Raw genomic sequence first — 23823 nt, 5'->3', positions numbered from 1 at the left:
ACCAGTTTGACTTTTTATATGGTACCAGATGTAGCACTAATTACTTTTTTTAAGCGCTGAACCGCTTCAGGTATTTGCTGTTGTTCGATTTTAGAGAAACCAATAATCAATGTCTTTCGCTCACTATTATTTTGAAGCGCTTTCACATTAAAACGATTTATTGTATAAAGCTCTAATTTATATTCCTTAGCTCGGGCCTCAATTTCTTCATAAGTATACGGTGAAACAACCTCAATAATAAAATGTAAACCTGCTTGCGTATCTTTGATATCAATATTATTACCAAATGTCATTTGCAATTCCTCAATAAGATACTCCCTTTTTTTACCGTATAACTGATGCATCCTTTTTAGATATTTTTCGTAGTGTCCTTCTTTAATCAATAAATTTAATGTTAAAGCATTTAATATTGAAAAATCTGGAATTGTACTTTGGTTTTGTACTTCAAATTTTTGAACTAATTTCGTTGGTAATATCATATAACTGATACGCAACGCTGGCATTAATGTTTTGGAAAATGTGCCTAGATATATTACACGTTCATTTTTATCAAAACTAAATAATGAGGGGATATTATCCGTTTCATATTTGAACTCACTATCATAATCATCTTCAATAATATAGCTATGTGTTTTACTCGCCCAGTTTAATAAGCTTATACGTCTAGATACAGGCATAATTGTGCCCATAGGAAATTGATGCGAAGGTGTCACAATAATAGCATCTGGTTGAATCTTTTTAATTTCTTCTATAGAAATACCTTTATTATCTAATGAAACAGGAACCATTTGTGTTTGTGTTTGCTGCAATATAGTTCTGAACCTAGAATAGCCTGGATTTTCAACAGTAATCTTCACATTTTCAGACATGAGTTGTATCAATTTCATTAATAATGTATTGGTACCTGAACCAATAATTATTTGTTCTGGATGACATTGAATACCTCTTTGATAAGATACTAATTTAGCTATAGATTGTCTTAGTTCTATAGGTCCTTTCACATTAGGGATTGATGATAGGTATTGATCATATTCTTGAAAAACACGTTTGGTTAACTTTGTCCATATATCTATTGGGAATTCAGATATGTCGGTACTCATATGAGAAAATGAATAGTCATAATTTATTTCTGCAGCACTTTCATATGAAGTGTGCAAATTATGTGCATCTGGGTTAATTATTAATTTATCTAATGGTTCTACAAAATATCCTTTCCGTTCTTCAGTATAGATGTAACCTTCTGCTAATAATTGTTCATATGCAGCTTTAACACTATTCACGCTTACATTCATATGTTTTGCCATATTTCTTTTAGAAGGCAATTTTTCATGACTTTCATATTTAGAATCTAGCATATCCGACTTTAAATGATTATATAATCGTCTATAAATATATTGATTTGTATCACCCTGCATAGTTACACCTCTCTATTATTCAATAAATAAATTATTATTAACATTAGCTATAGTAATTCATGATTTTATAAATTATATCATATAAAAAGCAACAGTTATCCTTCTGACAACTGTTGCCTTAAATTCTATTTATTACCTTTTTTCGCGCTAAAATAATTCTTATTTATAATATAGGGGAAGCTAATTTTGCAATAGCTTGTTTAAATTTAATCCAATTAGAACGCTGATTATAGCGATCTTCTGTCAATTCTTGTGATACTTTCAAATCTTCAAAGAAAGCGTCTTTAAGTTCTTTAGTAATACGTTCATCATACATAAATGCGTTGATTTCAAAGTTTAATTCAAAACTTCGAATATCCATATTGGCAGAACCTACACTTGCAACTTCATCATCAATAATCATCATCTTAGAATGGATAAAGCCATTTTCATATGTGTAAACTTTAACACCATCTCGTATAAGCTGAGCCACGCTTGAAATTGTAGCCCAATATACAAATATATGATCTGGTTTGCAAGGTATAATCAAACGTACATCCACACCTGACTTAGCAGCAATACGCAAAGCATTAATATAACCTTTATCTGGAATAAAGTACGGACTATGCATATAAATAGATTTCTCAGCTTTCATAATCATCTTCATGTAACCAAATTCAATTTGATGCCAATTATCACTTGGTGCACTGAGTGCTAATTGCATGGATACATCGCCGCCTTGATCCGCATTTTCTGGAAAATATTTTTCATTATAATCTAATTGCTCACGTTTAGCTTGAGAATTCCAATCATGAATAAAGCTTAGCTGTAATGCATCTACACCATCACCTCTAACTCTTAGATGTGTATCTCGCCAATAACCAAATTTTTCATTTAATCCTAAATATTCATCTCCAATATTAAAACCACCGACATAACCAGTCATACCATCAATGACAACAATTTTACGGTGATTTCTATTATTCACCCTAAAATTGATTAAAGGAATTTTGGCTTGAAAGAATGCTTCAACTTGGCCACCCGCTTCTTGGAATGATTTGAATTTTGATTTGTGGACAGATTTTGAACCTACTGCATCATATAATAATTTTACTTCTAATCCTTCATTTGCTTTTTCTTCTAAAATATTAACAATTTCAGTACCTAAACCATCTAACTCTAAAACATAATATTCCATATGAATATAGGACTTAGCACTACGTAAGTCTTCTTTCATTTGAGTAAATAAATCATGACCATCCGTATAAATATCTACATTATTATTATCACTTAAAAATGAAGGTTCTTTTGTTAATAACGTTGTTGCAATATCTTTGTGCTTCCTTACAATTGGATTATCTGAATCGCTAATTTTATTTGTTGATTTCTTCAATTGAGATTCTACACGTTTCATACCATCTTCTATTTGATTATGTGCAAAGCCTCGCTCCCGTTTCTTACGCACACCTCTACCAAAGAAGATATAAATAAAGAATCCTAATATAGGCATAACAAAGAGTAAGAACAACCATGCCCAAGTTGCTGTCGCATCTCTTCTATCTCTATCTAAAAATACAATTAACAATGCTAATATAATATTCACTACGAAGAAAAATGCTAAAACACCTCGATAGATTGGACTAACACTTGGATCAAAAATTAACTGCATAAACTCACCTCATTGTGCTTGGTTTATCGAAAGATTTATAAAACTATCAAAATATTTACTAATTAAATTAAATATCAAACTTGTATATTACTAAAAATGCAACGCTTATTAAAGCCAATTATATTGTAAAATTCTTAATTTTACCATCTTCTTTAGTCTATTATTTATAAAATGGTTTATACTATTTCTGAAGTGTTTCTTCAATAGTACGATTACGACCAGCTTGAGAACCAAATAGCGTGATAATACAAGATGTTATTAATAAAATAGTTAATGAAGCTAACCATTCACCAGTAATATCATGTAAAACACCAAATAGTAATGGACCAATCGCAGCAAATAAATAACCGATAGATTGAGCCATGCCTGACAATTTAGCAGCTGTTTGACTATGCTCTGTTCTCAAACTAAAGAAAGTGTTAACTAAACCAAATGCAATACCGCCAGCTATACCAATAAGAATTGTTGATATAATTGCTAAATGAGGAATAAATATCATAATTACAACACCTACTATAAAACATAGACCAGTAATAAAGGTTAATAAAAATTGAGATTTCATTTTTGTAGCAAAAATAGGCGTAATAAATGTGAATGGAATAATTGAAATTTGAAGTACTGATAGATAAGCGCCTGCTTCACTGATTGACATGCCACTTTGTGCAAGATATGCTGGCATCCAGTTTATAAGCGCGTAAAAGATAAGCGACTGTCCTCCCATTAATATAGTAATCTGCCATGATAACGGAGATTTCCAAACATTAATACTTTCTCGAGATATAGCAGTCGTCATCTCTTGTCTGCCTTTTAATTGGAATGACCATAAAATAATTGTCAAAAGTGTTACTATGCCAATCACACTTATTGCAATGTTATAGTTAAAAGCTTTTACTAATGGTGCTGTTCCATATGAAGATAGTCCACCAAAGACGTTCATAACAACGGTGTAATACCCAGTCATAATACCTATATGTAGTGGGAACTTCGCTTTAATGACTGCAGGTGCAAGTACATTACCAAAACCAATGCCTATACCAATCAATACAGTACCTATGTACAACCATGAAATACCCGTCACTGACCTGACAATAATACCTATAAATATTAAACATAAAGCTAGGAAAATCGTTTTCTCAAGTCCTAACCTATTACTTGTTCTAGCAGCAAATAATGAAATTACTGCAAAGGCTAATAAGGGTACTACTGTAACTATACTAACAGCACTATTAGATAATGCTAAATCTGCTTTTATATCTGGTAACGCCACACCTATAGAAGTTATAGGCGCTCGTAAATTTGCGCCAACTAATAAAATACCTATAAATAATAACCAATTAAATGGTTTTATTTTTCTATAATTTTCCATACTTTACCACCTTGATGGGATTATTTTAAATTCAACACACTATATGGTACGATATGTACGTTATATTGTAAATAGGAGCGATACATTTGTATAATATTCAGAATATAGTAGCGAAAAACATTGCTGATCATCGTAGGAAGCATCAACTTAGCTTAGAGAAAGTTGCAAATATTACTGGTGTCAGCAAAAACATGTTAAGTCAAATTGAAAAAGGAAATTCAAATCCTACCATTACAACACTTTGGAAAATTGCCAACGGACTTCATCTTTCTTTATCACAATTAACATCATTAAATAACGATGAAGTAGATTTTATAGATGAATCTGATATCATTCCAATCATTGACGATAAAGTCTCTATTTACCCATATTTTCCGTATGATGATAATAAGAAATTTGAAATGTTTAAAATGGTAATAGAACCAGATGGAAAAATGAATTCAGCGCCTCACCATGTTGGTTCTGAAGAATATATCATTGTAAACGAGGGTGTCCTTGAAATAGAAGTTGATTCCACAATTTACACAATCAATCATCATCAAGCTTTTCGTTTTAACAGTGATGTGTCGCATAGTTATCATAATCATGGAAATGTCACTGTTGTTTTCACTTCAACTATGTATTATCAATAAGTCATTTATAAAGACACTCTGCTAGAGAACTATTTTATACAACCACTTATGAAAGTTCCACTGTCAATTAATTGATCAAGTGGGACTTTTCTATGTTTATTACTTCATATGTTCCTCATACTTAACTACTGACTCTTACGTTTGTTGTTCTACAACTTATATATTTCACGTAATAAAACACAACATAGTGTCATTTTGATTATTAAATAAAAATATGTAGCATTGACTCTCTTAAAAAAGTCGTATATATTGTACATGTAACATATATTTGACACACAAGGTGGCGATATATTCACCATGAATAAAGTTAAGCATTATCGAAACGCTAAGCATATGTCTCAACTTACACTTTCAAGAACAGTTGAAGTATCAAGGCAAACAATCAATATGATTGAAAATAATAAATATAATCCATCATTGAATTTATGTATTAATATAGCGAAAGCTTTAGATGTTACACTCAATGATTTATTTTGGGAGGAGAATTCTTATGAATAGAAAGGATAAGTGGTTATATCAAAATTTCACCGGTTCAATGAGCAATCCAGATGAATACCAACAGTATGAAATCGATAAAACTCTAGCCAAGCACAATATTATCGGATTATATGTACTTATCGCCCTCGTTTATTTATCTATTTTCTTCGATATTGAACGTGAGTTTTTATCTCCATTTACTGTCGGCGGGGGATTATTACTTATCGTTTTAGGTTGTAGAATGTCTATGAGTAAATTTAGTGCTGATCCATTAGAAATAGAGGCAAAAAATCGAGAAGTTTATCATAAATTGCTACGAGAAACTCGTAATAAAAGAGTCATTTTCTTAATCATTACAATAACCTACATGTTGTTGACTACAGTAGTAATTGCGCCAATCCTTGCAGGTAATAGTTTAAACTTTTCTATATTAACAAAGTTCAGCACCTATCTACCTTTAATTGTCATCATAATATTTACGATTACTAAGGATTCTCGGATAAAATTGCTAGATGAAAGGAGTAAACATGATGAATAATGACAAAATTCTACGTTTAATTCCTAATTTTAGATTTACAGACGAATATGAACGCCAACAATTATTACATGATTATGCTAGGTTCTCTCCATGGATTTTTTATGGTGGACTCATCGTCAGTGCGTCAGACTTTTTTATAACTAGTTATCTAAATCGTCTACCTATATTAGGTACATTAACTTTCATATTAATCTTAATCTATTCAATCATATTGATCGCTTCACTTCGTAAGAAAAAAAGTGGATACTTTAGAAGTACATACTGAGACACAATATAAGATGCAATTAAAAAAATTACATAAAAGTAGCATATTATTCGCAACTATAATGTTTGTAGTATTCAATCTAAATAATTATTGGATACCACTCATTTCAGGTTCTGATTTACCACAAAGTTCAGATATCTTGAAAAATCTATTTGTTAATTTAATCATTGCTATTATAACGGGTTTTATCACTTATGGCTTTGCTAGAATAAAGCTCATTAAAACTTATAAAGAAAATAATTAGTAATATAAGATTTTTTACTTTATTTAAAATAAAACATAGGATAAATAGATAACACCCGTTACTGTTAACATACTGAAGAGTGTTGAAAAAAGAACGATTTGTGCATGAAGTTCTGGTTCCACCTGGTACTCCATGGCAATTGTAGATGTATTTCTAGATGTTGGAAATGAGCTAGCAATCAATAATGATTGTGCAATAACACCATCAATGTTGAGTAAATAGATAACAAGTAAAGAGATTATAGGGCCTACAAGTAATCTGCCTATTAATGAAATTGTTATAACACGATGAAAAAATTTAATTTTAATTTTTGATAATTGAGCACCCAATAAAAGTAGCGCTATCGAACCAAAACCATCTGAAAGATGTCCAATTGGTATTAACATAAATTGTGGTAATTTAAGTGTGAATATTTGGCAAAAAATACCTAGTAAAAGTGCGTGAAAGACCGGCAGTTTAAGAAAAAAAGTAGTGATATCTTTAATAGAACTTGTGGCTGATAACAAATTATACATACCATATGAATAGGTGAGTAAATTTTGAAATACTAAAATCAAAATTTGCACAGAAACGCCCAATGGATTGTGGCTGAATATAAATTGGCTGACAGGCAACCCATAATTGCCAGAGTTCATTAAAGATATACTATTTTTTAATGCTGCTCCTTCACCATTTTCTAACTTCAATAACCTTGTTGTAATATGACTAAAACATATTAAACTTATACTATAAATTACTACATAATATATAATTTGCGAAAACACTTGAAATTCAATTTTAATATGGTAAATATTTATGAATACGGCAGCGGGCATTAGGCAATATGTAATTAGCGTAGAAAAATTCTGTAATTTAAACTCAAATTTTCTTTGTAAAAATGCCCCAATAACTATTAATAGTAAAATGGGTAATATAACTTCTAAGATAATAAAAATAAACATAAGCAACCCCCACTATAGTGTATTTAGCAGTGCTCTGCCTCCAACCTAACTATAGCTTAAATTACCATAAATATAATCATAAGTATAAATTTAATTTATTATTTATATACATAAGTTTATCTTATGATTCAAACCAAAATAGTTTTTAATATATTTATTTTTCTCAAAAGATTTAATTATAATTAGTGGAATTTTGTAATTCATTCAAATAATCGTCATAAAGTATTTAGACAATTATTTAGTATAACAATCTCTTCTCTACTAAAGGAGTAATGAAGCGTTTGAATTTTTCTAATGCATTGGCTGAATTGTTTCGACAACTTTCTTTAAATATAAAAAATGACTAATCCAATATCATGTGGACTAGTCATTTTTTGAGAATAAAATTTATATTCCTGTCGCATTTTTAGCTTTTAGGTTTAACATTTTCTTTTACTCTTTTCTAAAAAGTAATAACATCGAATCATAAAAACTTTTCTATATAAAACGCTGATTCTTCAATTGATTTGTATTCTGTATTAATGACTGTTGCATTTAACTTTTCAAAAATCTCTTCAGCATAGATCAATTCTTCTCTGATTCTCTCAATACTGTTATAGTTTGTTGGACCGTGTAGCCCCAATACTTTCACACGTTCATTACGTATATTCAAAATGTAGTTAGGGCTTGCAGTTAAACCAAACACTTTTAAATTCTTATGCCTAAAAACTTCATCAGGTATATCTACTTCTGGTACCAATGGTATATTTGCAATTTTGTAACCTTTATTCGCTAAATACATACTAAGTGGTGTCTTAGATGTTCTTGAAACACCAACAATTAGTGCATCCGCTTCCCCTATGTTAGTGAAATGTTTACCATCATCATATTTAACAGAGTATTCCATAGCTTCTATTCTTCTAAAATAATTTTCATCTAATTTACGTAAGGCTCCGCTTTCTAAAATAGGCGAACAATTTGTACGTTGCTGAATAATACCAATCAAGTCAGACATATAATCAACATATGGAATATCCGCTTCTTTTGCAAATTGCTGACCAACAATATTAAATTCAGGATTCACTAATGTTGTTATCACAACTGCTGCACGGGCTTTAGCACTTTTTAATATATTAATCAGTTCTTCTTCATTTTTTATAAAAGGAAACTTTTTTATTTCAATTTGTGATACATCAGGAAATTGAGTTAACGTTGCGTGTACCATCCGTTGTGCTGTTTCTCCTATAGAATCTGAAATAACATATAATCTAAGTTGTGGCTCTATTGAATCATTAAACACGTAATCGACCACCTTTAACCTCACTTTGTGCAGTCGATAACAATGCGCCAGGAACTCTAAATGGTGAACATGAAACATAGTCAATATCTATTTGATTAAAGTAATGGATAGATTTATCGTCTCCACCTAACTCGCCACAGACACCTATTTTAATAGACGGGTTAACAGATTTAGCTTGTTGCGTAGCCATTTTGACAAGTTGACCAACACCATCCTGATCTAATGTTTGGAATGGGTCATTTTCTAAAACACCTTGTTCTGAATATGAACCAATAAATTTACCAGCATCATCTCTAGAGAATCCAAAAGTTAATTGTGTCAAATCGTTAGTACCAAAGCTAAAGAAATCACATACTTTCGCTAATTCACCGGCAATTAGACAAGCCCTTGGTGTTTCAATCATTGTTCCAATTAGATATTGTATTGTTTCCCCAGCCTCTTGTTGCAATTGTTCTATCTTTTCAACGATTTTAGCTCTTAAAATTGTAAACTCAGCCACTGTAGAAACTAAAGGAATCATGATTTCTGGTTGACACTCAATACCTTGTGCTTTCAAACGTAACGCACTTTTCACTATAGCTTCAGCTTGCATAATATATAATTCTGGATACGTAATAGCAAGACGACACCCTCTATGCCCCAACATTGGATTTACTTCGTCTAAACTCTCAATGTATTGTTCTAATTCTTTTACAGACACATTCAACTGTTGAGCTACATTATTTTTTTCTTCCATCGAACTTGGTAAAAATTCGTGAAGTGGTGGATCTAACAACCTAATAATCGTTGGTCTTTGACCAGATAACTTTAATATTTCTTCAAAATCAGTCATTTGATATTGCTGAATTTTATTTAAAGCAGCAATACGTTTATCTTGAGTATCTGATAAGATAAAGCGACGCATTTCAACCAAACGTTCAGGGCCAAAGAACATGTGCTCTGTGCGAACGAGACCTATTCCCTTAGCATTAAACTGATAACCAGTTTGAATATCTTGAGGCGTTTCCGCATTCATTCTAACCTGTAATCTCGCTATATCTTCTGACCATGACATAAACTGTTCAAACGCTTCACTGCGCTCTGCTTTCATAGTCGACACTTCGCCATAATAAATATCGCCTTTAGCTCCATCTACGGAAATAACATCTCCTTCGTACAACGTGCCTCCTGAATAATTAACTACTTTATCTATGACATTAATTTCGATATCAGAACATCCTGTAACGCAACATTTACCCATACCACGTGCTACAACGGCTGCATGGGAAGTCATACCACCATGCGTTGTGACGATTGCTTCACTTGCAATCATTCCTTCGATGTCTTCTGGAGAAGTTTCTGGTCGCATTAAAATAACTTTATTGCCTTTTTCTGCTTGTTCTTTCGCACTTTCTGCCGAAAATACAATCTTACCACTTGCTGCTCCCGGACTTGCTGGCAATCCAATTTTAGAAATTGTAGTTGCTTGTTTAAGTGATTGCTCATCAAAATTAGGATGTAATAACTGATCGATAGATTTTACTTCAACATTCATCACTGCTTCTTCTTTAGTTATAATACCCTCCTCAACTAAATCAACTGCTATGTGTATGGCCGCATTAGCAGTACGCTTACCATTTCTCGTTTGCAGTAAATATAATTGTCCATTTTCAATCGTAAACTCAATATCTTGCATGTCTTTATAATGCGTTTCAAGACGTTTGGAAACATCCACAAATTGTTGATGTACATGCGGCATTTGCTCTCTCAATGAATCAATATCTTTAGGAGTACGGATACCTGCCACTACGTCTTCACCTTGCGCATTTAATAAATACTCTCCAAATAGTTTAGACTCTCCTGTAACTGGATTGCGTGTAAAGGCAACTCCTGTACCACTGCGTTCCCCGCTGTTACCAAATACCATTTCTTGGATATTTACAGCAGTACCGATATCATGTGGTATTTCATTTAATTCACGATATATACGAGCACGGTCGTTGTCCCATGATTTAAACACTGCTTCAATAGCTTCAGTTAATTGGTCAATAGGTACTTGTGGAAATGGCTTATAAACTTCTTCAACATATACTTCTTTAAAATGTTCGCAAATTTCTTGTAGTCCTTCAGCTGGAATATCTGCATCATTTTGATAACCATGCTTTTCTTTATATTGATTGAAATATGTATCAAATGATGCCATAGGAATACCGTATACGACTTCGCCAAACATTTGTAATAGTCGGCGATAACAATCATAAGCAAAACGAGCGTCTTCAGTCTTTTCAGCTAACTTTTTAACATTGTCATCGTTTAAACCTAAATTTAAAATTGTGTCCATCATCCCTGGCATAGATATTTTAGCTCCGCTTCGTACTGAAACCAGCAATAAAGATGAGTCTGAAGAAAATGATTTTTTTGTACGTTCATAAAAGGCTGTTAATTGTGTATTTAATTGCTCCATAAGCGCATCAGAAAGCTTAGACCCTTGCTCTAAATATTTTATACAAGCTTCTGTTGTTAACGTAAAACCATCAGGTACCGGTAAACCTAAGCGCTTCATCTCTGCCAAATTAGCACCTTTACCTCCTAGTAAATCTTTCATCGATTTTTGTCCTTCATCAAATGCATAAATATATTTCGTCATACTGAATCACCTCAAATAGTTATTATGTTATACTAATTGCTATTGAGTATGTCATATTAGACGAAAAATGACAACTAAAATATAAAAATTTGTTCATATTAATTTCTTTTTGCACCTTTATCTCTTGATATATCATAATTTTGTTGCATAAAAAAAGCCCAAGCTACATTGATTTGTTGCTTGGGACTTTTAACATCACCAGTTCATTGCCATTTTTATATAATATGATTAAATGACTTAATATATTATTAAGTTTAATTTTCAAATAAGGTCATTTAAGTCATATAATTATAATTCTGTATAACTAAAGATAAAAGCAGATGCATTTACACTATCTTCTTCCTATTTCAAATTACTATTTGATTTAAACTGGCTCTTATATTTTTGCGGACTTTAAAAGTAGGTGAAATAGAGAAATCACATTTTCTAATTAAGATGTACTAAATAACTTGGAGTACGAAAATTACTAAAAATGGCAGATTACAGCACAATCGTTGTATTGTGCTAAAGTAGGTGATTATTTAAAATATAATCATTTGTCAAAGTGACATACAGAGGATTTATCATACTAGCTTCTCATAGTTAATCTAACATGATAAATTACAACAATATTTATTGTTAAATTTACTTCGTTTTGACTATTTTCATGTAGTGTAATATATTTTCATCACATCATCATAATAATCCATTCAAAACTTCATAATTACTTTTTATACATTATGACCACGTCCCTTCATTCCACGGTACATCAATAACAAGTTGATGTGAGTTATCACTTAATAACTCAATAATGGTACCATTACTATTTAAGAATTTCAGATTGAAAACAAAACGTTTTGTATACATAAAGATTTTTATTATAAATTTTATAGAATTATTAAGTAATAACTTAAATTTATTATATTGTCGGTCGTGTAATTTGTAAAGTCTTTTTTGATACTTTCCTAAAAAACGTATCTACTATAATTTATGATATTCATATTTTAATATTTCTACATTGCGATATTGCTACTTATTATCGATTTTCTAAATAAAAGCAATATACCAACTAAACTACGAATAGTTAACACCATAAAGCTATTTGTAGTTTAATCGCATCTGAATATTTCTTTGGATTCAGTCCTGTACGTGTTTCGCATTTTTCTAATCGATAAAGTAACGTATTACGATGAATATAGAGATATTTTGCAGTTTTAGCAATATTCAAATCATTTTTGAAGAAACTTTTTAAAGTTTCTATACTTTGTGAATCTAGATCACTTAAAATTCTTTGCTTATATCTTTCTCTTATTCCGCTCTCTATTTGATAAAGTAATGTTTTCTCTTCTACATCTTCAAAGGACATCAATGCTTGAGTTTGTTCATTCAACATAAATACAAGGTCACACTCTTCATAAGCCTTTTTGAAATCATTCAAACTTGAAAAAAGTAAACTCGAAGCCATTGTTACTTCTAACTTCAATGATTTAAAAGCATGATAAATTCTCACTATTTTTTCTTCCAAAGCCTTTTTCGAGGCATCAGAAGCCAGTATAACGATACGATTATGATTAGTAAAAGCTAATGTAAAAGTAGTTTGATCGATTTTACTAGTTAACGTACGAACAATGCTATTTCTTGAGAATATTTGCTTCTCTAAATTAATAATAATACATTTTCTATAAGCTAATAAATTTGTGTTAAGTTGCTTCGTTAAATATTGTATAAATGAATTAGAGGGATTACTTTTCAACAGTTCTTCAATGAATAATTCTTGGCTACGTATATGTCCTTCTAGTTCATACGTAAAATAATTTTGATATAACAATAATTCGGTCGACATTTTCACTAAATCTGCTACGTATAGCAATGCTTTGGGATCACCTGTAATACCAATTACACCAACAATTTCATCTTGAAATATAATGGGTAAATTAATACCCGGTTGTGTACCTTTAAGTTTCTCGCAATCTTTTTTAGTCAATATAACCATCTGCTCGCACGCCAATACTTTACAAGCGCCCTCGTGTATACTACCAATCCTACTTTTGTCAAATGATGCTATAATCTTACCGTTAAAATTCATTATATTAATATTACTTTTTGTTCTTTTTGCAGTTTCTTCCACAATAAGCGTTGCTACTTCCTCTGTTAATATCTCCATTATCCCACCACTTTATCACTTTTATACAAATTTAAAGGTATATTATTGTATAGTTTAACCCTATTTTCAATAAAATAAAATCTATATAATAGAATAATATATATTAGAAAGCGTTTACAAGGGAGGTCGTTTAAATTGAAAATTATCTTAGCGCCTGATTCATTCAAGGGTAGTATGACGGCTACTGAGGCCACATCCTATATGTCTCAAAGTATTTTAGAAACTTACCCTCATGCCGAGGTTCATGCTTTACCTGTTGGTGACGGTGGCGAAGGAACCATGGAGGCACTAGTAAATGCAACCAACGGCAAATTTGAAACTGTTTCTGTTACTGGACCATTAGGTAATCAAGTTACTGCTCAATACGGCGTGTTAGATGATAATAAAACTTGTGTCATCGAAATGGCAGAAGCATCAGGATTGAAGCATGTACCAGAAGCAAAACTAAACCCAATGATTACAACAACTTACGGCACTGGAGAGTTAATACAAGATGCACTAAATAAAGGTTATAAAAAATTCATTCTAGCAATAGGTGGTTCAGCAACAAATGATGCCGGCGCTGGTATGTTACAGGCATTAGGTGCAAGATTAGTTAATAAAGACCTTAATGATATACCTTTTGGCGGTGCTGCACTAAAACATATCCATCACATTGACTTAAAAAACTTCGACGATCGAATTCAACATTGCAACTTTGTAATTGCAACAGACGTTCAAAATCCATTAATTGGACAAGATGGCGCATCACATGTCTTTGGAAAACAAAAAGGAGCATCATCTTCAGAAATAACATTACTAGAGCAAAACCTTACAAATTGGGCAAACATTGTCGAATCCACACAACATATACGTCTACATGAATTAGCAGGTGCCGGGGCTGCTGGTGGACTAGGAGGTGCTTTTAAAGCATTTTTCCCTAGTAAATTTGATGATGGTATTAAAGTCGTTATAAATCTTATACATCTCGAAAATTATTTACAGGATGCAGATTTAGTAATTACTGGCGAAGGTAAAATTGATTTCCAAACTTTTTATGGTAAAACGCCAATTGGTATTGCCAAATGCGCCCAAAAGTTCAATGTACCTGTCATCTTTATTGGAGGGACTGTCGATGTAGATGTTGATATGTTTAAAGATGTTGGTGTAGTAAGTGCTTTTAGTTTAACCGATGGACCTATGTCACTTGCACATACGATTGCTAATTCGGAAAAATTAATAAAAAAAGCAACTAAGAATATCGTAAAAACATTTTTCCATAATTAATAACATATTCAAGGGGATGTTAGTTATGAGAATCAAAGATACGATTGAAAAAATACCAGGGGGATTGATGGTTGTGCCCTTACTTTTGGGTGCTGCAATTAATACGATTGACCAACTACATTTAAGTTTTATAATGAATATATTAAAACGACTCGGTGCACCAAAGACTGAGCAAGGGCATTATGAAATGCTCCAAATTGGCGGGTTCTCACAGGAACTATTTAAAGATAGTGCATTAGTATTAATTGCACTTTTCATATTTTGTGTTGGAAGCCAAATGAATTTGAAAATCGGTGGAAAGGCTTTAAAGAAAGGAGTTTTATTAACATCTACTAAATATTTTTCAGGGTTAGCAGTTGGTTTACTACTCGGAGCTATTTTTGACCCGTGGACAGGATTATTTGGCTTATCTACAATTGCTATTATTGCTGCAATGACAAATAGTAATAGTGGTATGTATGCTGCATTAACAAGTGCCTATGGAAATCGTTCAGATATCGGTGGACTATCTATATTAGCAATTAATGATGGACCTTTACTCACCCTAATTTCATTAGGTTTTATTGGCACTACTTTTCCAGTCATATCCTTCATATCAGTACTTCTTCCGTTAGGTATTGGCATGCTATTAGGTAACTTAGATCCTAAAATTTCAGAATTTCTACGTCCAGGAGAAACAATACTAATTCCGTTCTTCGCTTTCTCATTAGGTGCTGGTATGAATTTAGCTAAATTCTTTAATTTCTCTGTATTATCAGGTGGGCTAACTTTAGCTTTACTAACATTTATATGTACCGCTATTACTGGTATAGCTACATTTAAATTATTTAAAGAAAAAAGTGTTATCGCTCCTATTTCTGAAGCTTCCACTGCTGGGAATGCTGTATCTACTCCAGCTGCAGTAGTTGCGGCTGCTTCTACCGCCCTAGCAAACGGTAATTTAACTCAAAGTGAGTATGCAATGATAGAAAAAATAGCGCCTGTGGCAACGGCGCAAATATCAATATCTGCTATTACTACAGCTATTTTATGTCCAATAGCAGTTATAATGGTTGATAAATACCAGAAAAACAAGGGTATATATGGAAGAAAAGAATATTTTAAACGCACAAACGAACCATTTTTCAAACTAAAACAAATAAATAAACTACGCTTTTATGAAAGCGTTTTAAATAAAAAGGAGGAGTAATTTTTGAAAACTACTATTCTATATGGTAAATCCAATGTTGAAATTGATTTACCTGATCACAGTGTCTTAATTGAGCCTCAAGACCTAACTGCACTTGAAGATGATATCGGTGCAATTCAAAACGCTTTACGTCACCCTATTGGTACTAAACCTTTGAGTGAAATGGTTCAAGCCAATCAAACTGTAGCTATTGTGATTAGTGATATAACAAGACCAACGCCTAACCATATATTGGTTCCTTTACTTATAAAAACATTGTCCCACGTACCATTGGAGAATTTTGTAATTATTAATGGTACTGGCACACATCGTGACCAAACTCACGAAGAGCTTGTCCAAATGTTAGGTGAAGACATCGTTAATGACATCAAAATTGTTCATAATCATTGTAATGATAAAGCAACCTTGAGCAAAGTTGGACATAGTAAATATGGGTGTGATGTATACCTGAATAAATCATATGTTGAAGCTGATTTCAAAATTGTTACAGGCTTTATTGAACCACATTTCTTTGCTGGGTTTTCCGGTGGTCCTAAAGGAATCATGCCAGGAATTGCAGGTATCGAAACTATTATGACCTTCCATAATGCAAAAATGATTGGTGATATTCGCTCAACTTGGGGTAATATGACAGATAATCCTGTTCAAGATATGACTCGAGAAATTAATGCCATGTGTAAGCCAGACTTTATGCTTAATGTAACATTAAACAAAGAGAAAGCCATTACTGAGGTTTTTGCTGGAGAATTATATGAAGCACATGATAAAGGGTGTGCTTACGCTAAGAAACATGCCATGTTCAAATGTGATAAACCTTTTGATGTTGTAATAGCTTCTAACTCTGGATATCCTTTAGACCAAAACTTATATCAAACCGTTAAAGGCATGAGTGCCGCACACAAAGTTGTCAAAGAAGGTGGCAGTATTATCATGTTATCAGAGTGTAGTGACGGATATCCAAATCACGGTAACTATGCTGAAATTCTTAAAATGGCTGATACCCCACAAGCACTCGTCAACATGATTAACGACCCTGACTTTGCTATGTTAGATCAATGGCAAGTTCAAAAACAAGCTGTTATCCAAACATTTGCTGACGTTTATTTATATTCGAAACTCACTGACCAGCAGACTAAAGACGCTATGCTACATCCAGTTACTGAAATTAACGACACACTAAAAATGCTTGAAGACAAATATGGAAAAGATATGACGATTGGCGTTATGCCGTTAGGACCACTAACGATTCCATACGTTGAATCATAAATTAGGAGGAATAATAATGTTAACTGAAACTTTAAATAAAGAACAAAAATTAGAAAATATTCTTAAAGATATGAACAAAGTAGTTATTGCTTTTTCTGGTGGTGTAGATAGCAGTCTGGTCTTAAAGAAAGCCATTGATGTATTAGGTAATGCAAATGTTAAAGCAGTTATAGTCAAATCGGAATTATTTAGACATGAAGAATTCAATCAAGCTATTCAATTAGCAAATCAACTTAACGCGCCAATAATAGAGGCTGAGATTGAAGAACTGAAAGATCCTCATATTATTGAAAATACACCTGATAGTTGGTATTACAGCAAGCGTTTATTATACTCAAAATTAGAAGAATTAAGAAAGAAATATAGCTTTAATTATGTGCTTGATGGCATGATCATGGACGACTTAGATGATTTCAGACCAGGCTTAAAAGCAAGAACAGAATTTAATGTAAGAAGTATATTGCAAGAAGCTAATTTATACAAATCCGAGATAAGAGAAATTAGTAAGGCTAATGGTTTACCAGTTTGGAATAAACCAGCATTATGTAGTCTTGCCTCACGTATTCCTTATGGAGAAACATTGAATTTTGCAAAAGTAAATAAAGTAAATGAAGCGGAAAAATATATTTTAAGTTTAGATATTAATAATGTTAGAGTACGTTATCACCATAATATTGCTAGAGTAGAAGTTAACGATATCGACATTCCAACCTTAGTAAAGTATCGAAAACAAATAACACTACGCCTTAAAGAACTAGGCTTTGACTATGTAACGATTGATTTAGAAGGCTACCGTACAGGAAGTATGAACGAAGTCATCAATTCATTAGATGCATATTAAATTTATAAAGGTGGCATAACTATGACTGACAAGCAAGATTCCCTAGACTCATTGCTTCAAGCTGTTCAATCGAATCAACTTTCTGTTTCAGAAGCCAAGACTCAATTAAGTCATTATGACGAATTAGGTTTTGCTAAAATTGATTTGCATAGGAGACAACGCCAAGGCTTTCCAGAAGTTATTTTTGGTGAAGGAAAAACAACTTCTCAAATCATAGATATCATTAACACAATACTTGCACACGATGAGATTGTTCTAGTTACAAGGGTCAACCATGACAAAGCACAAGATATTATCGCTAAGTATAATCATCTTGAATATCACGAAGCAGCTCGTATTATTTGTACCCCTATAAGCAGTATTTCAAAATCTAATTATTACACATCTGTGATTTGTGCCGGAACTTCTGATTTACCAGTTGCAGAAGAAGCTGCCATTACTGCTGAAGTAATGGGCATACATGTAAAACGTTTTTATGACGTAGGTGTGTCTGGCATCCATCGTTTATTTTCACATATAGAAGCAATTAGACAAAGTAAGGTTTCAATCGTTGTTGCCGGTATGGAAGGCGCCCTTTCAAGTGTAGTATCAGGCTTAGTAGATCATCCAGTCTACTCTGTTCCTACTAGTATAGGTTATGGTGCGAATTTAGAAGGCGTAACAACACTATTATCAATGGTTAATTCCTGTGCACCAGGAACAAGCGTCCTCAATATAGATAATGGCTTTGGCGGGGGCTATAACGCCGCGATGATTATAAAAATGATTGAAGCTCATTAGAAATGGAGTGAAACAATATGCCGAATGCAATTTATTTAGATTGTCATGCAGGTATTGCAGGCGATATGTTGCTATCTGCACTTGTTGACTTAGGTGCAGATATAAATTATATTGAAAAGCATTTAAACGACTTACCCTTAAACAAATTTAAGTTAAACTTTTCTTCACAAAATAAACAAGGCATCCAAGCAACATCACTATCAATCGATTTTGAACCAGCACATCACCATAGAAAAGCTCAGGATATTTTCTTAATGATAAATGAAAGCACCCTACCCGATAGAGTAAAAGAACGAAGTATTCACGTATTTGACGTTATTGCACATGCAGAAGCAAAAATTCATGGCATGTCAGTTGAGAACGTACATTTTCATGAAGTAGGTGCTATGGATTCAATCATTGATATTATCGGAAGTTGTTTAGCATTAGAAAACTTAGACATTGATACTATACTCTCTTCACCGATTCCTACGGGACATGGAAAAATCAATATCGCACATGGCATTTACCCTGTTCCCGCACCTGCAACTGCTGAAATACTCAAAGGTATTCCGCTTGCTGCTTTTGATGTAGCAAGTGAATTAACGACCCCTACAGGAGCGGGTTTTATTAAAGCATTAGTATCAGAAATCGGCACACTACCAAGTGTCACAATATCGAATATTGGTTATGGTTGTGGTTCAAAAGATTTTGATTTTCCAAATATACTACGTGCAATTCAATTTTCTAAAAAAGAAGCGACTCCTTCTCAAGTTCAAGTATTAGAATGCCAACTTGATGACATGACACCAGAAATGCTTGGATTTTTTATGGAACAAGTAATAGACGACGGTGCTTTGGACGCTTATTACACGCCTATCACAATGAAAAAAAGTCGTCCAGCTACACAACTAACAGTTATTTGTAGTCTGTCCCAAGCACAGTATTTCGAAAACTATATTCTCAAATATACGACATCGCTAGGTGTACGTAGCTTTACAGTAAACCGAAAAATCTTACATCGTCAATTTCAAACCGTGCACACAGATTACGGAGCAATATTAGTGAAATTAGGTATGTTTGGTGACAAAGTTATAAAAGCCAAACCTGAATTTGAAGATGTTCGTAATGCTGCGATTCAATCAGGAACGCCTTTTGCTACGGTTTATAACGATATTCAAACAACTGTACAAAAACACATTAATATTGAAAATGATTAATCCAACGGTAGCATAAACAAAACTTAATCACAGCTTCATCATATTAGAATTATGAAGCATAATAGATATCATAATTGTTATACATTTCTTTAGTCTGAATTATATATCTAATCAAAAGTAAGACGCACCTCAATTCATTAGTCGAATTGAGGTGCTTTATTTTAACTTAATTATGCTATTTTAGATTCTCTTAAGTACTAATCTAAGTTCAATCACTTATTATTAACAGAAGGTCCTAATTCAATATGTGCACTATCTAGTGCAAGTTCTAATACTTCACTTACTTGAATACTGTGTTCTAATTTTTGCCTTGCTATGTCAAAGTTTTTCTCTTTAATAATTTCTGCAATTTTCACAAATTCTTCGTACATACGGTGTTCATGCTGATTAACTTGATACGATTGCGTTCCACCATCATTATATTTTAGTTCCAAGGCTTTTAATTCATTTGTGGGACCTTTAATATTTATTGTTGCTTTTTCGCCTTGAATATAAGATTGATTATCTGAACTAGAATCTTTCGCACCTATACATACAACTTTTATACCGTCATAATCTAATTGTAAAATGCCTGACGTATCAATATTATTTTCTATATTTGCAAAGTAAGCTACGCCATTAGGTTTACCAAATAATGCAATTGCCAAATGGATATTGTAAACATTGATATCCATTAAAGCACCGCCACCTTTAGCTGGGTCAAATGCAGGTTGAATAATACCTTTTTTAAAATCATCATACCTTGATGAATATTGCGAATAATTAAATTGTGCAATCTTACCATCTCCTATTTCAAGTAAAGATTGTTTTAATACATCGAAATTACTCAAATATAGGTTAGTAATCGCTTCTATAATAATAACTTGATGAGCTTCAGCTAGAGTCCTTAATTCTAATAATTCTGCTTTTGTTAACGTAAATGGTTTTTCGCATATAACATGTTTACGTTGTTTAATTGCCTTACGCGCATAATCAAAATGTAAATGATTCGGTACGGCTAGATAGATAGTATCGATTGTCTCATCTGCTAAAAATGCATCATAATTATCAAAAATACGCTTAATATTAAATTGCTTTTGTAAATTCTCTACATTTTCTGGATTTCTCCCTGAAGAAACAAGGCTCTGAAAAGTATACGCTGGTATTTGCTCCATGACAGGTAGTGCTTCTTTAACAATCTTGCCCGCCCCGACAATTCCAAGATTCATAAGTCATTCCCCTTTGTTGATTATTTGTATTCTCTATTTATTTTAATAATTAATTACATAAGTATAGTGTACTTTATAGATACATTTAATTCAAAATCAATAAAACAAAATCATGAGTTTTGTTTTTAAAATTAATTCGGTGGTATACATTTAATATAAAGGTATAAAATCGCATTTGTATTTTTTATGCATAAGGAGGGCTATAAGATGTCCATATTTTATTTTATAATATTTCTGATAATAGTCGTGGCTTTCTTCCTACTCATCAAGAAACTATATAGGAATGAAGCTGCCGTGAATAAAAGAAAACGTAAACGTGAAAAAAGAGTTGAAAATTATATCAATGAAGCATTCAAAATAGAAAACTTACAAGCTATCAAAGAAACACCACAACATATCACTTTAGTTTATCCTAAAGAAACATTGAACATTAAGCATAATAATGTCTCTCAAGTTCAAGATGAGAACGAAGAAAAGATAGATACTCATTTTGAATTGCCTAACGACATCCAAAGAGAAGAAGTATATGATTATGCTCTTCAACACACACATTTTTATATTAATCATGAACGTTACGATAGACTTAAAGAGCAAAATAACAATTAAGGAAAATAAATTAAGTTTGTTCTATACCAAGGGGGCTTATAAATGACACCAATTATAAAAGTATATTCAAATGATGAAGAAATCGAAGTAAATATTAATACACTAAAAGATCAAAAAATAAATGCAAAAGATGTCTTTGTATTATCTCACGATCCTGACCGCACTGAACGCATTGTAAATCATACCGAAGTATCCGGTATTAATTACAACCGTTCTAACGTGGGCGATGAGGTTGCTAAGCAAGGAAGTCAACTGCGTGAAAAACTACAGGTGCTTGGCATTTCCGAAGAAGATTCTCAAGAATATGAAGAACTCATGGACCAAGGAAAAGTTTTATTAATCGTTACTGATTCTCGCGCAAGAGATGTCTTATAACACTAATAATATCGAAATAAAGAGACAACGACCTTCCACCTAATTTAATATTTGTGGAAGGTCGTTTTATATACTTTAACTCTTTTTATTAATACTAAAGTTGATCAAAGTTATTTACTTGTACATCAGTTATTTTATCGATTTCTACTTGTTGTTCTTTCGGCTTTGTAACATACAAATATTGTGAATCATTATTGTCCTCTATTGCTTTAACTGTTATTCGCTCATGTTCAACAGTTTCTATAATAATCTCTGAGTTTTTAGATAAAGCTTCTTTAATATGATTTTTATCCATTCGATGTCCTCCTTACCTCTCTATCAAGCATTTGTAATTGCTATACCCGACATTCACTTTTCAAAACGATATGGATATTGACCTACTTCAGACACACACTTATGAGTAGTTTAAAAACATTTTTGTAAAATAAACACGACTCAAAATTATATGTTTTATTCCAAGCTATGGTATACGTCTTACTTCTATATTTTTAATTAACTTAAAATAACGTCCGCTAATTCTTCAGCAGATGTTTTCCCGAAATAGTACGTAACATCTAACTTATTTAATGCTGCTATAATATCATCTTTTACTACGCGTACACCTTGAAGTTGATTTTCAACATCACTAATGTCGCCTTGTCCAAAGAAATCACCATAAATACGACATGCTGAAATACGGCCATGTTCAACTGCTAAAGAGATATCAATTGTACCTGCTACTAACCGCGCATCTCGATTATATTCATAACGTGGTGAGCGTCCATAATTCCACTCCCAGTTATTGTATTTTTTCTCAAGCATGTCATCAATGACTTCCCAATCTTTATTTGTTAAGACATAGCGTTTGGCCTCACTTAAATCATCAACACCTAACACTTGTTTAACCATTAAATCTTTAAATGTTTCTATTGTTATATTTTGATATTCCGATGCTAAGTATGGTCTAATACTACCTACACGAGAACGTACCGATTTAATACCTTTAGACTCAATTTTTTTACGATTCGGTTTTAGTACTTTTACCATAGGCTCATAATCTACATCTAATAATAAAGAGTAACCGCCATAAATTCTACCTTTTATTAGTGTCATAGCTGCTCCAGATACCTTTTTACCATTAATCGATAAATCATTACGTCCACTTTGTTCTACTTCAGTGGCCCCAAGTTGATGTAAAGCTTGAATACCCGGTTCATAGAACTTTTTGAAATTACCATAGATTGTGTCATCTTTTTCTAGAATACAACACATATTCACTGCACCACGGTCTACATAAACCGCTCCGCCTCCTGTGTCTCGACGTACAACTTTAATACCCTTTTGTTCTAAATAATCTTGATTGATTTCTACGGCAGTATTTTGAAAACGACCTATCTCTACTTTAGGATCACAGTAATATGGGAAAAGTATATCTTCATTTAAAAATATATTTTCACTTACATATACTTGCATAGCCAATGCTACAGCACCATCAGTTACATATTCACCATTTCTAATCGGTTCAATTAAATACATAGCT

General features: G+C 32.4%; 24 protein-coding genes. 13 read left to right on the top strand and 11 right to left on the bottom strand.

Going from position 1 to position 23823, the window contains the following annotated elements:
* Positions 1–14: 14 nt before the first annotated feature.
* The 3 genes from gabR to ACW5YJ_RS02860 form a co-directional block, all read right to left on the bottom strand.
* Positions 15–1415 (bottom strand): MocR-like transcriptional regulator GabR, encoded by a 1401-nt coding sequence (gene gabR, locus ACW5YJ_RS02870; RefSeq protein ID WP_017723893.1) that lies wholly within the window; start codon positions 1413–1415, stop codon positions 15–17.
* Between the two features lie 163 nt (positions 1416–1578).
* Positions 1579–3063, bottom strand: coding sequence for a cardiolipin synthase (gene cls / locus ACW5YJ_RS02865; RefSeq protein WP_017723894.1), 1485 nt, complete (start codon positions 3061–3063; stop codon positions 1579–1581).
* Between the two features lie 181 nt (positions 3064–3244).
* Entirely contained in the window at positions 3245–4429 is a 1185-nt protein-coding gene (locus ACW5YJ_RS02860) for a CynX/NimT family MFS transporter (RefSeq protein WP_107551983.1), read from the bottom strand.
* Positions 4430–4515: 86 nt separating this feature from the next.
* On the opposite strand from ACW5YJ_RS02860, the gene ACW5YJ_RS02855 reads away from it, so the two are divergent.
* From ACW5YJ_RS02855 to ACW5YJ_RS02835, 5 genes are all read left to right on the top strand, one after another.
* A complete protein-coding gene (locus ACW5YJ_RS02855) occupies positions 4516–5061 on the top strand; it encodes a helix-turn-helix domain-containing protein (protein WP_135092041.1) in 546 nt (181 codons plus the stop codon).
* 297 nt (positions 5062–5358) lie between these two features.
* Complete coding sequence (locus ACW5YJ_RS02850) at positions 5359–5559, top strand: helix-turn-helix transcriptional regulator (protein ID WP_017723897.1); 201 nt, start codon at positions 5359–5361, stop codon at positions 5557–5559.
* A complete protein-coding gene (locus ACW5YJ_RS02845; protein ID WP_107551981.1) occupies positions 5552–6076 on the top strand; it encodes a hypothetical protein in 525 nt (174 codons plus the stop codon). The genes ACW5YJ_RS02850 and ACW5YJ_RS02845 overlap by 8 nt, the downstream gene beginning before the upstream one ends.
* A complete protein-coding gene (locus ACW5YJ_RS02840; RefSeq protein ID WP_457338460.1) occupies positions 6069–6341 on the top strand; it encodes a hypothetical protein in 273 nt (90 codons plus the stop codon). The genes ACW5YJ_RS02845 and ACW5YJ_RS02840 overlap by 8 nt, the downstream gene beginning before the upstream one ends.
* Before the next feature lie 61 nt (positions 6342–6402).
* A complete protein-coding gene (locus ACW5YJ_RS02835) occupies positions 6403–6585 on the top strand; it encodes a hypothetical protein (protein WP_457338459.1) in 183 nt (60 codons plus the stop codon).
* 23 nt (positions 6586–6608) lie between these two features.
* Here the strand turns inward: ACW5YJ_RS02835 and ACW5YJ_RS02830 are convergent, their stop codons facing one another.
* From ACW5YJ_RS02830 to ACW5YJ_RS02810, 5 genes are all read right to left on the bottom strand, one after another.
* Positions 6609–7526, bottom strand: a complete 918-nt coding sequence (locus tag ACW5YJ_RS02830; RefSeq protein WP_017723900.1) for an AEC family transporter — start codon at positions 7524–7526, stop codon at positions 6609–6611.
* 463 nt (positions 7527–7989) lie between these two features.
* Positions 7990–8805, bottom strand: a complete 816-nt coding sequence (locus tag ACW5YJ_RS02825; protein WP_017723901.1) for a pyruvate, water dikinase regulatory protein — start codon at positions 8803–8805, stop codon at positions 7990–7992.
* Positions 8798–11431, bottom strand: coding sequence for a pyruvate, phosphate dikinase (gene ppdK, locus ACW5YJ_RS02820; RefSeq protein WP_119603984.1), 2634 nt, complete (start codon positions 11429–11431; stop codon positions 8798–8800). Before ppdK ends, ACW5YJ_RS02825 begins: the two co-directional genes overlap by 8 nt.
* A 717-nt stretch (positions 11432–12148) precedes the next feature.
* A complete protein-coding gene (locus ACW5YJ_RS02815; RefSeq protein ID WP_457338458.1) occupies positions 12149–12277 on the bottom strand; it encodes a hypothetical protein in 129 nt (42 codons plus the stop codon).
* Positions 12278–12494: 217 nt separating this feature from the next.
* Positions 12495–13574 carry a CdaR family transcriptional regulator gene (locus ACW5YJ_RS02810; protein ID WP_107551549.1) on the bottom strand — a complete coding sequence of 360 codons (1080 nt, stop codon included), beginning with the start codon at positions 13572–13574 and terminating at the stop codon, positions 12495–12497.
* A 135-nt stretch (positions 13575–13709) separates the two neighbouring features.
* Here ACW5YJ_RS02810 and ACW5YJ_RS02805 point away from each other — a divergent pair, with 135 nt between their 5' ends.
* From ACW5YJ_RS02805 to larC, 6 genes are read left to right on the top strand one after another with little or no spacing between them, the layout of a single operon-like run.
* Complete coding sequence (locus tag ACW5YJ_RS02805) at positions 13710–14840, top strand: glycerate kinase (RefSeq protein WP_107551550.1); 1131 nt, start codon at positions 13710–13712, stop codon at positions 14838–14840.
* 25 nt (positions 14841–14865) lie between these two features.
* Entirely contained in the window at positions 14866–16029 is a 1164-nt protein-coding gene (locus tag ACW5YJ_RS02800; protein ID WP_457338457.1) for a 2-keto-3-deoxygluconate permease, read from the top strand.
* Between the two features lie 3 nt (positions 16030–16032).
* Positions 16033–17295 (top strand): nickel-dependent lactate racemase, encoded by a 1263-nt coding sequence (gene larA, locus ACW5YJ_RS02795; RefSeq protein ID WP_107551552.1) that lies wholly within the window; start codon positions 16033–16035, stop codon positions 17293–17295.
* A gap of 16 nt (positions 17296–17311) precedes the next feature.
* Positions 17312–18136 (top strand): ATP-dependent sacrificial sulfur transferase LarE, encoded by an 825-nt coding sequence (larE, locus tag ACW5YJ_RS02790; RefSeq protein WP_171915636.1) that lies wholly within the window; start codon positions 17312–17314, stop codon positions 18134–18136.
* A 21-nt stretch (positions 18137–18157) separates the two neighbouring features.
* A complete protein-coding gene (gene larB / locus ACW5YJ_RS02785) occupies positions 18158–18916 on the top strand; it encodes a nickel pincer cofactor biosynthesis protein LarB (RefSeq protein WP_017723908.1) in 759 nt (252 codons plus the stop codon).
* Positions 18917–18933: 17 nt separating this feature from the next.
* The gene (gene larC, locus ACW5YJ_RS02780) at positions 18934–20115 is read left to right on the top strand and encodes a nickel pincer cofactor biosynthesis protein LarC (protein ID WP_017723909.1); all 1182 of its coding nucleotides are present in this window, start codon (positions 18934–18936) and stop codon (positions 20113–20115) included.
* 212 nt (positions 20116–20327) lie between these two features.
* Here the strand turns inward: larC and ACW5YJ_RS02775 are convergent, their stop codons facing one another.
* On the bottom strand, positions 20328–21323 hold the full coding sequence (locus ACW5YJ_RS02775) for a Gfo/Idh/MocA family protein (RefSeq protein WP_017723910.1): 996 nt from the start codon (positions 21321–21323) through the stop codon (positions 20328–20330).
* Between the two features lie 207 nt (positions 21324–21530).
* Here ACW5YJ_RS02775 and ACW5YJ_RS02770 point away from each other — a divergent pair, with 207 nt between their 5' ends.
* Both ACW5YJ_RS02770 and ACW5YJ_RS02765 read left to right on the top strand, forming a co-directional pair.
* Positions 21531–21929, top strand: a complete 399-nt coding sequence (locus tag ACW5YJ_RS02770) for a hypothetical protein (protein ID WP_457338456.1) — start codon at positions 21531–21533, stop codon at positions 21927–21929.
* A gap of 42 nt (positions 21930–21971) precedes the next feature.
* On the top strand, positions 21972–22304 hold the full coding sequence (locus ACW5YJ_RS02765; protein WP_017723912.1) for a YflT domain-containing protein: 333 nt from the start codon (positions 21972–21974) through the stop codon (positions 22302–22304).
* Positions 22305–22398: 94 nt separating this feature from the next.
* Here the strand turns inward: ACW5YJ_RS02765 and ACW5YJ_RS02760 are convergent, their stop codons facing one another.
* Complete coding sequence (locus ACW5YJ_RS02760; protein WP_017723913.1) at positions 22399–22599, bottom strand: hypothetical protein; 201 nt, start codon at positions 22597–22599, stop codon at positions 22399–22401.
* A 197-nt stretch (positions 22600–22796) separates the two neighbouring features.
* A complete protein-coding gene (locus ACW5YJ_RS02755; protein WP_017723914.1) occupies positions 22797–23819 on the bottom strand; it encodes a lipoate--protein ligase in 1023 nt (340 codons plus the stop codon).
* Between the last annotated feature and the right edge of the window lie 4 nt (positions 23820–23823).

This window comes from Staphylococcus sp. mip270_02 (assembly GCF_054031535.1).
Note: the sequence above shows the minus strand (reverse complement) of the source record. Positions and strands in the feature narration are given on the sequence as shown.

Excerpts from the sequence above, each read along its gene's own strand:
- ppdK (WP_119603984.1), bottom strand. The coding sequence starts at position 11,431 with ATGACGAAATATATTTATGCATTTGATGAAGGACAAAAATCGATGAAA.
- ACW5YJ_RS02845 (WP_107551981.1), top strand. The coding sequence starts at position 5,552 with ATGAATAGAAAGGATAAGTGGTTATATCAAAATTTCACCGGTTCAATG.
- ACW5YJ_RS02835 (WP_457338459.1), top strand. The coding sequence starts at position 6,403 with ATGTTTGTAGTATTCAATCTAAATAATTATTGGATACCACTCATTTCA.
- ACW5YJ_RS02860 (WP_107551983.1), bottom strand. The coding sequence starts at position 4,429 with ATGGAAAATTATAGAAAAATAAAACCATTTAATTGGTTATTATTTATA.
- ACW5YJ_RS02765 (WP_017723912.1), top strand. The coding sequence starts at position 21,972 with ATGACACCAATTATAAAAGTATATTCAAATGATGAAGAAATCGAAGTA.
- gabR (WP_017723893.1), bottom strand. The coding sequence starts at position 1,415 with ATGCAGGGTGATACAAATCAATATATTTATAGACGATTATATAATCAT.
- ACW5YJ_RS02770 (WP_457338456.1), top strand. The coding sequence starts at position 21,531 with ATGTCCATATTTTATTTTATAATATTTCTGATAATAGTCGTGGCTTTC.
- ACW5YJ_RS02755 (WP_017723914.1), bottom strand. The coding sequence starts at position 23,819 with ATGTATTTAATTGAACCGATTAGAAATGGTGAATATGTAACTGATGGT.
- larB (WP_017723908.1), top strand. The coding sequence starts at position 18,158 with ATGACTGACAAGCAAGATTCCCTAGACTCATTGCTTCAAGCTGTTCAA.
- ACW5YJ_RS02840 (WP_457338460.1), top strand. The coding sequence starts at position 6,069 with ATGAATAATGACAAAATTCTACGTTTAATTCCTAATTTTAGATTTACA.
- ACW5YJ_RS02800 (WP_457338457.1), top strand. The coding sequence starts at position 14,866 with ATGAGAATCAAAGATACGATTGAAAAAATACCAGGGGGATTGATGGTT.
- ACW5YJ_RS02815 (WP_457338458.1), bottom strand. The coding sequence starts at position 12,277 with ATGTATACAAAACGTTTTGTTTTCAATCTGAAATTCTTAAATAGTAAT.
- larC (WP_017723909.1), top strand. The coding sequence starts at position 18,934 with ATGCCGAATGCAATTTATTTAGATTGTCATGCAGGTATTGCAGGCGAT.
- ACW5YJ_RS02760 (WP_017723913.1), bottom strand. The coding sequence starts at position 22,599 with ATGGATAAAAATCATATTAAAGAAGCTTTATCTAAAAACTCAGAGATT.
- ACW5YJ_RS02810 (WP_107551549.1), bottom strand. The coding sequence starts at position 13,574 with ATGGAGATATTAACAGAGGAAGTAGCAACGCTTATTGTGGAAGAAACT.
- ACW5YJ_RS02830 (WP_017723900.1), bottom strand. The coding sequence starts at position 7,526 with ATGTTTATTTTTATTATCTTAGAAGTTATATTACCCATTTTACTATTA.
- ACW5YJ_RS02775 (WP_017723910.1), bottom strand. The coding sequence starts at position 21,323 with ATGAATCTTGGAATTGTCGGGGCGGGCAAGATTGTTAAAGAAGCACTA.
- ACW5YJ_RS02850 (WP_017723897.1), top strand. The coding sequence starts at position 5,359 with ATGAATAAAGTTAAGCATTATCGAAACGCTAAGCATATGTCTCAACTT.
- cls (WP_017723894.1), bottom strand. The coding sequence starts at position 3,063 with ATGCAGTTAATTTTTGATCCAAGTGTTAGTCCAATCTATCGAGGTGTT.
- larE (WP_171915636.1), top strand. The coding sequence starts at position 17,312 with ATGTTAACTGAAACTTTAAATAAAGAACAAAAATTAGAAAATATTCTT.